Source organism: Nocardioides sp. (genome assembly GCF_047606145.1).
GTDB lineage: Bacteria > Actinomycetota > Actinomycetes > Propionibacteriales > Nocardioidaceae > Nocardioides.
The window spans coordinates 1-9,062 of the sequence record NZ_JASGET010000171.1 but is presented as its reverse complement, the minus strand read 5'-3'; the positions used below and the strand labels follow the sequence as shown (position 1 = coordinate 9,062).

The following is a 9,062-nucleotide window of genomic DNA, read 5'->3' as shown; positions in this document are numbered from 1 at the left end:
CGGGACCGTCTCCGGTCCCGCCGCCGCGTGGGTCGGACACTCAGCCAGCGGTGATCGTGGAGATCGCCGTGGTGGCCTTCGCCGAGATCTCATCCGGAAGCGGTGCCGAGTAGGCGTTCGCCGCGGCGGCCTGCTGGCCGTCGGAGGAGACCGCGTAGGTCAGGAAGCCCTTGACGATGTCGGCCGTGGCCTCGTCGGAGTACGTCGGGCACGCGATCAGGTACGACGCCATGAACAGCGGGTAGGTCGAGGAGTCGGTCGAGGTCCGGTTGATGGAGTAGGACAGGATCGTCGACGCCGGCGAGACCAGCTTCGAGGCCGACAGGCCGGCGGCGGCGCCGTCGGCGCTCGGCGCGACGTAGCTGTCGCCCACCTTGATCTTGGCCACCGACACGGAGTCGAGGCCCTGGACGCCGCTGTCGTCGGCGTACCCGATCATGCCCTCGGTCGAGCCGACGGTGTCGGTCACGCCGGAGGTCTTCTCCGCCGACTCGCCGCCCTTGATGCTGGTCGGCCAGTCGGAGCTGTGCTCATCGGTCCACACCTTCGGCGCGTTCTTGTTGAGCCAGTCGGTGAAGTTGTCGGTCGTGCCCGAGGAGTCGGAGCGGTGGACCGGGGTGATGGTGGTCGAGGGCAGCGTCGCGTCCGGGTTGTCGGCGGCGATCTCCGAGTCGTTCCACTTGGTGATCTTGCCGGTGAAGATGCCGGCCACGGTGGCCGGGCTCAGCTGCAGGTCCTTGACCCCGGGGAGGTTGTAGATGATGTCGATCGGCGAGATGAACGCCGGGACCTCGATCACGTCGCCGCCGCACTTGGACTTGGCCTGCTTGAGCTCGTCGTCGTCCATCGCCGAGTCGGAGCCGGCGAACGCGTAGGCGCCGGAGATGAAGTTGGCACGACCGTCACCCGAGCCGACCGGGTCGTAGCTGATCGTGACGTCGGGGTTGTCCTGCCCGAAGCCGGCGCGCCAGGTCTCCTGAGCGGTCTCCTGGGCCGACGAGCCACCGGCGGCGACCTTGCCCGACAGCCCGCTGGCCGCGCCGGAGTCGGTCGCGGCGCTGCTCGTGGTTCCGGCGGCGTCCGCGGAGTCCGACCCGGACGAGTCGTCGTCGCTGCTACCGCATGCCGCGAGGGACACGGCGAGCGCGAGGGCGGCGACACCGGGGAGGAACGCCCGGCGAATGGTGGTGTTCACACAGATCTCCTGAAGCTGATTCTCAGTGGTCGAGGAGACCGTAGGGAGACCAGGTGGACGGATACCGCGCGGTCAGTGAACACAGGGTGAATGCGGCATGCATCCTGTTGGACGATTGCCCGACCGCGGGCTGGCCGGCAGGTGAACAGGCCGCCGGCGCCCGCGGCGGGGCGCGTCGTGGGCCCGGACGAGCCCGGGGGGTGTCACCGGGTGGCGTACCGCTCGACCGCCAGCACCCGCCCGTGCCGCAGGTGGAAGACCGCCATCTCGCCCTTCTCCAGCTGCGGGTCGGGCGCCCCGATCGCCTCGAAGACCCAGGGCAGCACCGGGCGGTGGGTGCACACCACCGTGCCGCCGCGGCGGTCCAGCCGGCTCAACGACCTCGCGATGAGCTTGCGCACCGTGCCCCGGGTCGCATCCTCCTCGCTGAGCAGATCCGTCGTCTCCGGCTCCAGGCCGGCGTCGGCCGCATGGACCGCGACGGTCTGCACGCATCGGGCGCTGGAGGAGGTCAGGATCCGGCGGACGTCGTACGCCGCCAGGATGCCGGCCACGGCGACCGCCTGTCGCCGGCCGGCGAGCACCAGCGGCCGCTCCCGGTCGTCGGCCTGCCAGGCCGAGCGGGCGCGGGCATCGGCGTGCCGCAGCACCACCATCGGGACGGTGGCCTTGCGCAGCCGGACGGCCTCTCGCAGGGTCAGCTTGTCCCGCCGATAGCTCAGCCGGGCGGCGGCCCGGTCGATCGGGAGCCAGACCACCCGGTCGACCTCGCCGTTCGCGACGAAGCCCTCGAGCCGATCGCCGGAGCCGTCGAGCAACCGGCCGACCCAGTAGTGCACGGTCTTCACCCCGGCCCGGGTGGGGTAGTGCTGGGAGCGCAGTGGCCGGCCGAGCCGGATCCGCAGACCGGTCTCCTCCTCCACCTCGCGGCAGGCCGCGACCGGCGCCGGTTCGTCCCGCTCCAGCTTGCCCTTGGGGAAGGACCAGTCGTCGTACTTGGGTCGATGGATCAACGCCACCTGGCCGTGCGGACGAAGAATCACCGCACCGGCGGCGGTGGTCACCCGGGCGTTGGCCGACATACACGTAGTCTCGCGCACGTGCCCCTCCGCTCCGACATCCGGCAGGCCCGCTGGCTCCTGATCGGGTTGGTGGTGATCCTGCTCGTCGCCGCCGGGCTGGCGGTGCTCCGCGCCACCCGGGATCGGCCGAGCGAGCTGGAGCAGGCGCTCGGGCTGGCGCCGCGCGGGGCGGACCGCTACTCGTTCACCGACTGGGCGGCGGTACGGCGAGCCCTCGACGCCGACGTGGACGCCGACTCCTCCGGGACGCAGATCGAGCGGTTCCTCTCCCGCGCCTTCGACCGGGACCTGAGCCCGGCCTCGACGCTGACCGACTCCGCGGTGCTGCTGCAGCGGCGTCTCGGCTGGTCGCCGGCGACGTTGGTCTGGGAGCTGCTCTCCCAGTCCACCAAGGGCGCGGTGGTGATCGGGAGACTGCCCGACTCGGTCTCCTTCGACTCGTTGCGCGCCACCATGCGCGCGACCGGTCTGACCGCGCCCAGCCATGGCGACGTCTGGGACGGCAGCGAGGCGCTCTACCAGGTCGAAGGCTCCGGTGACGGCCGGCAGGTCACTCCGCTGATCACCTACGTCGCCCTGGTGCCCGACCAGCACCTGGTGATCACCGGCGACGACGGCGACTACGTCCAACAGCAGGTGGACGCGCTCGAGGACACCCGGCTCGACCCGGCCATCGCCGAGGTCGCCGACGCGATCGGCGACCCGACGGCGGCCTACCTCTACTCCGGTGACTACGCCTGCGCGCAGCTCTCCCTGGCCGACGCCGACACCACCGACCAGTCCCAGGGCAAGGAACTGGTCGCCCAGGCCGGCAAGGTCAATCCGTACGACGGCTTCGCCCTGGCGTCCGAGCCGGACGGCACGGTGGTCGCCGCGATGGCCTTCGAGAGTCACGACCAGGCGGTGACCAACGCCGACACCCGGGCCACCCTCGCGGTGGGGCCGGCGGTCGGACAGGGCGGCAGCTTCACCGACCGGTTCCGGCTCGGCACCGTCAACGCCGACGGCCCGGTGGTCCGAATGGAGCTCCATCCCAAGGCGGACGCCAGCATCCTCAGCGACCTCGGCAACGGACCGTTGCTCTTCGCCACCTGCTGAGCCGGACCGGGTCCCCGGGTCTCAGGCCGACTCGCCCGGGCCCACCCGACTCAGTCGCGATTCGGCTCCACCCCGAGGATCCGGTCGATCTCCTCGACCGAGAGGTGCTCCTCGGACTCGCTGGCCGCCACGATCAGATTGGTGGTGAGCTCCACCTCGGCCATCAGTTCGGGGTCTTCGAGCGTGACGTCGAACGGGTCGTTCATCGCTCTCCTCTCCCCGGTGCCCTGATTCATCCCTTGATCGCCCATCATCCCTGAGTCCGAGGTCGGATGTGGACCGAAACCGGGAGCCGCGCCGCGATGTCTCGGGTCTGGCACGGTCCGCAGATCCGCCCGTCCGCCCTCTGCCGTACACCTGCTGCGTACGGCGTCCGGCCGTGGACCCATGGTGCCACTCCAACCTGAGAGCGCGCTGTCACACGCTCCACGTCTCCGCAACAGATCACGGCCTCGTCCGGGCCTCATCAAGCCCTGGTCAGGACCTGGTCAGGACCTGGTCAGGATCTCGCCATCGCGATCGGCGCAGCCGACGCCGGGACGCGACGAGGCCCCACCCGCCGTAGCGGGTGGGGCCTCGTCCCTGGTGCGCCGGGTGTACCGACGACCTCCGGATCAGACCGGGCGAACGTTCTCCGCCTGCGGGCCCTTCGGGCCCTGGGTGACGTCGAACTCGACCTTCTGGTTCTCGTCGAGGGTCTTGTAACCCTGGGTCTGGATGGCCGAGTAGTGCACGAAGACGTCGTCGCCGCCGTCCTCCTGCGCGATGAAGCCGAAGCCCTTCTCGGCGTTGAACCACTTCACGGTGCCCTGAGCCATTGCTCTGTTACTCCTTAGTCGGGGCGAGAGGCCTTCAGGATCGATAGGCCCCGCATCAGATGCGGTGACACGTCGCTCCGACCTGTGGTGTCCCCCGCCTGGGCGGGCACAGAGCAGACACGCCGTTGGATCACAAACTCCGCGGGCGTCCTAACCAGCTGGAACTTGCACCTGTTGCAGGCAGGACATTAGCAACTACCGGCCCCATATGTACCCCCCGGTCGCGCGTGGTCTCGATTGTCGAGGTAATCGCGCGCGCCGGTCCCGGCGCGTATGGCGACTCGATCCGATTCACCCGGGGTCCGTACGATGCCCTGCGTGGGTGCGATGCAGGCAGCGGAGACGACGCCATCGGCCGGACCCGCCGACGAGCACCACACCAGCGGTGAGTGGTGGTGGCCGGTCGCGTTGACCTGGGCCGTCGCCGTGGTCTTCCTGATCGTCACGTTGGCCTGGAGCGCGCACGTCGGCGTCGGTCTGCGCGATCCCGGCGGTCGGATGTTCGCGCACAAGCTGGTCGGTGCGACGCTGCTGTTCGCCGCGCTGGCGGCCGTCGACCTCGTCATCCGCACGGTGCGCGCCGGGCCCTCGCTGGCCCAACTGCGCCACCAGGCCGCCGTACGGCTCGCACCCCGCCGGCTGGCGCTGATCGAGTCCACCATCATCGCCTACCACCTGGTCTACCTCTGCTACCGCAACCTGAAGAGCTGGGACGCGTTCAACACCCCGCGCGACCGCGACCTGGCCGCGTTCGACCGGTGGATCCTGTTCGGACACAGCGCGGCCGAGGTGGTGCACGGGATGCTCGGCACCAGCAGCACCATGACCCACCTGCTGGCCCGGATCTATGAGTCCTTCCCGCAACTGGTGTCGATCGCGATCGTCGCGGCGCCGGCGTTCATCACCAACACGCGCCGCGGGCTGGTGATGCTGGTGGCGGGGATGTGGGCGTGGATCCTCGGCACCATCAGCTACTACGCCGTGCCCAGCCTGGGGCCGTGCTTCAGTGCGGCGGCGGACTTCGCCGGCCTGCCGCACTCGGTGATCACCGACAACCAGGCGACGTACACCGCCCAGCGCGAGGCATTCCTGGCCGACCCCTCGGACCCCTCGACGTTCGTCAGCATCTCCGCGTTCGCCAGCCTGCACACCGGCCTGACCGCGTTGATCGCGTTGATGGCCGCCTACTACCGCAAGCGGGTGCTGACGGTGCTGCTCACCATCTACCTGGTGGGAGTGCTGTTCGCGACCCTCTACTTCGGCTGGCACTTCCTCGCCGACCTGATCGCCGGCCTGGTGCTGGCCGCGGTGGCACTGCTGCTCGGCCATGTCACCGTCTTCCGCCGGCTGCCGAGGCGGCCCCGACGGAAGAGCTCGGCGGCCGAGGCGCGGTGAGGGACGCCGCGGAGCCAGCCGCCGTGGCCACCCGGCCCCGACGACTCCACCAGCTCGCCCGGGAGCATCCGGCGGTGAGCGTGGTGGCGGTGACCGTGCTGGTCGCAGCGGTGCTGCAGTTGTGCTGGGTGCTGGTGCTGGCCAACAGCGGGGGCGACATCGCCGCCCAGGACGCCTGGGCGGAGTTCGCCCGGCGGAACCCGCTCAAGGCCTACAACTTCGCCTGGTACGGCGGCATCCATCCGGTCAGCTACAGCGTGCTCTCGCCCTACCTGATGGCGGGTCTGGGGGTGCGCACCGCGATGATGCTGGCCGCCACCGCGGCGGCCGGCCTGATCGCGCTGATCCTCACCCGGCTCCCGGAGGTACGCCGCCCGCTGCCGGCCGCCCTGGTCGGCGCGGTGGCGCTGTTCGGCAACTCGATCTCGGGGCGGACCACGTTCGTGATCGGGATGGTGTTCGGCCTCGGCGCGATCGCCGTACTGGTGGCCACCGGGCCGGCCTGGCAGGCCGGTCCCCACCGGCGCGCCGGCCGGATCGGGCTGGTGGCGCTGCTCTCGCTGCTGGCCACCTTCGGCAGCCCGGTGGACGGGCTGTTCCTCGGCCTGGTCGCGGCCGCGCTGTGGCTGGTACGGCGTCGGGTCGAGTCCTATGCGCTGGGGCTGCCGGCCGTAGCGGTGGTGATCTTCGTCAAGATCTTCTTCCCCTCCGGCGGGGTGCAGCCGATGAACTGGGCCTCGACGATCCTGCCCAGCCTGCTGGCGTTGCTGGTCGTGGTGGTGACCCCGCCCCACTGGCGGGTGGTCCGGCTGACCGCGCTGATCTCGGTGGTGGCGGTGATCGGCAGCTGGCTGATCCCGTCGCCGATCGGGACCAACGTCACCCGGCTCGCCCTGATCTTCGGCGGCGTGGTGCTGACCGCGGTGCTCACCTCCGGACAGCAGCGGCGGCTGCTGCCGGGTGTGCGCGGGCTCGGCTGGGTCCGCCGGGTGGGCCCGCTTGCCCGGGTCCCGCTCACCCTGGTCACCGTGCTCGCGTTGCTCACCTCCGGGGTGTGGCAGACCGCCACCGCGGCCAAGGACCTGGTCCGGACCACCCCGGACAGCTCCTGGGAGACCGAGGTGGCGGCCGTCTCGGACGAGCTGCGCGAGCTGGGCGCGCTCAACAGCCGGATCGAGGTGGTGCCCACCGCCAGCCACCGGGAGGCCTCCGCGTTCTCGCCGCCGTTCGTGCTCGCCCGCGGCTGGAACCGGCAGCTGGACGCGGCCTACAACCCGCGCTTCTACGACCAGGACGAGCCGCTCACCGCCGAGGAGTACAAGAAGTGGCTGCGGGCCTGGGCGGTCACCTTCGTGGTGGTGCCGCCCGGGCGCGCCGACTCCGGATCGGTGACCGAGAACGCCCTGATCGCGGCCGGCCCGTCGTACCTGCGCGAGGTCTGGTCCGTCGATCAATGGCGGATCCTGGCGGTCAACGACCCGGCACCGACGGTCAGTGGCGGTGGCCGGGTGCTCAGCTGGACGGAGGCCGGGATGAGGATCCGGGTGCCGCATGCGGGGCGGTTCGTGATCAAGGAGAAGTTCTCCCCGACGATGGTCCTCGTCGACACAGCCGGGAAGCCGCTGGCCAGCCCGGACTCGCTCGCCCTCAATCTGACCGGCTGCGTCAGCGAGCTGCGGCCCGCGTCCGGCTCGGACGACGCCGGCACGGACGGCACGGACGGCACGGACGGCACCGACAGCACCGGCAGCACGGACGGCACCGCCTCGACCGGCGCGTCGGCCACCGCCTCGACGGATCCGGAAGCAGCCCCGGAGACCACCGGCTGGACGGTGCTGCACGCGCCGCGGGCGGGGGTGTACCGGTTGACCTCGGACTACGGGCACAACACCGAGTGCCCCTCGCAGTAGCCACTCTGCCGGGCCGCGGCCGCCCCGCCCGGGCTCGCCCGGGGTGGAATGAGCAGATAGGGTCCAGCGTTGAATCACGTGGAGGTGGAACGACCATGGAGGTCGAGGAGGTCAAGCTGCCCGGCCTGGGGCTGCGACACGACTTCGCGTGCTTGAACGGACGCCGCGTGGGAGTGGTGACGCTCAAGAACGGCGGACGTCAGCTGATCGTCTACGACAAGTACGACCCGGACGCGGTCCAGGTCAGCGTCGATCTGGACGCCGACGAGGCGTCGGTGCTGGCCGAGCTGCTCGGCGCGCCGAAGGTGATCGAGCGGCTGCATCGACTGCGCGAGCAGGTCGAGGGCCTGGCGACGACGGGCATCCCGTTGCGATCGTCCTCGCCGTACATCGGCAGGACGCTGGGCGACGCGGAGATCCGCACCCGGACGGGGGCGTCGATCGTGGCGGTGGTCCGAGGGGACACCGTGACGCCGTCGCCCACGCCCGACTTCCGGTTCGAGGACGGCGACAAGGTGGTCGTGGTCGGTACGGACGAGGGCGTCCGCGCCGCCGCCGACATTCTCAACCCCAGCTGATCGCGTGGAGGTGAGCCATACCGCCCGGCTCCTGTTGGAGTTGGGCGTGGTGCTGTTCGCTCTCGGCGTCCTGGCCCGGATCTCGGCACGCTGGGGGCTCTCCCCGATCCCGCTGTACCTGATCGCCGGACTCGCCTTCGGCACCGGCGGACTCGCCCAGATCGAGGCGCCGGAGGGGTTCTTCTCCACCGGGTCGGAGATCGGCGTCATCCTGCTGCTGTTGATGATCGGCCTGGAGTACACCCCCGAGGACCTGGTCGACAACCTCAAGACCCAGGCGCCGAGCGGCGGCCTCGACCTGCTGCTCAACGGCCTGCCCGGGGTCGCGTTCGCCTACCTGCTGGGCTGGGGTACGACCGCCGCGGTGGCGATGTTCGGCATCACCGCGGTGAGCTCGTCCGGCATCATCTCCAAGACGCTCAGCGACCTGGGCCGGCTGGGCAACCGGGAGACCCCGGCCGTCCTCGGGGTGTTGGTGCTCGAGGACCTGGCGATGGCGGCGTACCTGCCGATCGTGACCGCGCTGGCGGCCGCCGCCGGCGGCCTGTCCGCGCTGAAGTCGGTGGCCATCGCGCTGGCCGTGCTCACCGTGGTGCTCTTCGGGGCGCTGCGGTTCGGCCCGTTCGTCACCCGGCTGGTGGTCTCGCGCTCCAACGAGGTGCTGCTGCTCCGTCTGGTCGGGCTGGCGCTGCTGGTGGCCGGCGCGGCCGAGGCGGCGCATGTCTCGGCGGCGGTCGGTGCCTTCCTGCTCGGCATCGCGCTCTCCTCCGACATCGCCGAGCGCATCCACACCATCCTGGAGCCGCTGCGTGACATCTTCGCCGCGGTCTTCTTCGTGTTCTTCGGCCTGTCCACCGACCCGAGCACGCTGCCCGACGTACTCCTGCCGGCGCTGGCGCTCGCGCTGATCGGCATCGCGACCAAGTTCGGCACCGGCTGGGTCGCCGGCCGCCGCGCCGGCGTCGGCCGGCCCGGCCGGATCAGGG

At 70.9% G+C, this 9,062-nt stretch carries 9 protein-coding genes; 5 read left to right on the top strand and 4 right to left on the bottom strand.

Going from position 1 to position 9,062, the window contains the following annotated elements; all coding sequences use genetic code 11:
- Positions 1-40: 40 nt before the first annotated feature.
- Both pstS and QM638_RS23040 read right to left on the bottom strand, forming a co-directional pair.
- A complete protein-coding gene (gene pstS, locus QM638_RS23045; protein WP_415146025.1) occupies positions 41-1,195 on the bottom strand; it encodes a phosphate ABC transporter substrate-binding protein PstS in 1,155 nt (384 codons plus the stop codon).
- Positions 1,196-1,398: 203 nt separating this feature from the next.
- A complete protein-coding gene (locus tag QM638_RS23040) occupies positions 1,399-2,277 on the bottom strand; it encodes an NUDIX hydrolase (protein ID WP_415146023.1) in 879 nt (292 codons plus the stop codon).
- An 18-nt stretch (positions 2,278-2,295) separates the two neighbouring features.
- Here QM638_RS23040 and QM638_RS23035 point away from each other — a divergent pair, with 18 nt between their 5' ends.
- The gene (locus QM638_RS23035) at positions 2,296-3,375 is read left to right on the top strand and encodes a hypothetical protein (RefSeq protein WP_415146022.1); all 1,080 of its coding nucleotides are present in this window, start codon (positions 2,296-2,298) and stop codon (positions 3,373-3,375) included.
- A 50-nt stretch (positions 3,376-3,425) separates the two neighbouring features.
- On the opposite strand, the gene QM638_RS23030 is transcribed toward QM638_RS23035, so the two are convergent.
- Positions 3,426-3,581 carry a hypothetical protein gene (locus tag QM638_RS23030; RefSeq protein ID WP_415146020.1) on the bottom strand — a complete coding sequence of 52 codons (156 nt, stop codon included), beginning with the start codon at positions 3,579-3,581 and terminating at the stop codon, positions 3,426-3,428.
- Between the two features lie 408 nt (positions 3,582-3,989).
- On the bottom strand, positions 3,990-4,193 hold the full coding sequence (locus tag QM638_RS23025) for a cold-shock protein (RefSeq protein WP_415146019.1): 204 nt from the start codon (positions 4,191-4,193) through the stop codon (positions 3,990-3,992).
- 327 nt (positions 4,194-4,520) lie between these two features.
- Here QM638_RS23025 and QM638_RS23020 point away from each other — a divergent pair, with 327 nt between their 5' ends.
- The 4 genes from QM638_RS23020 to QM638_RS23005 all read left to right on the top strand — a co-directional run.
- Entirely contained in the window at positions 4,521-5,588 is a 1,068-nt protein-coding gene (locus QM638_RS23020; RefSeq protein ID WP_415146027.1) for a phosphatase PAP2 family protein, read from the top strand.
- A complete protein-coding gene (locus QM638_RS23015; RefSeq protein WP_415146017.1) occupies positions 5,585-7,498 on the top strand; it encodes an MFS transporter in 1,914 nt (637 codons plus the stop codon). Before QM638_RS23020 ends, QM638_RS23015 begins: the two co-directional genes overlap by 4 nt.
- A gap of 95 nt (positions 7,499-7,593) precedes the next feature.
- Positions 7,594-8,076, top strand: a complete 483-nt coding sequence (locus QM638_RS23010; protein ID WP_415146015.1) for a TrkA C-terminal domain-containing protein — start codon at positions 7,594-7,596, stop codon at positions 8,074-8,076.
- Positions 8,077-8,086: 10 nt separating this feature from the next.
- Positions 8,087-9,062, top strand: a 976-nt coding sequence (locus QM638_RS23005) for a cation:proton antiporter (protein ID WP_415146013.1), incomplete at its 3' end; no start/stop codon positions are given.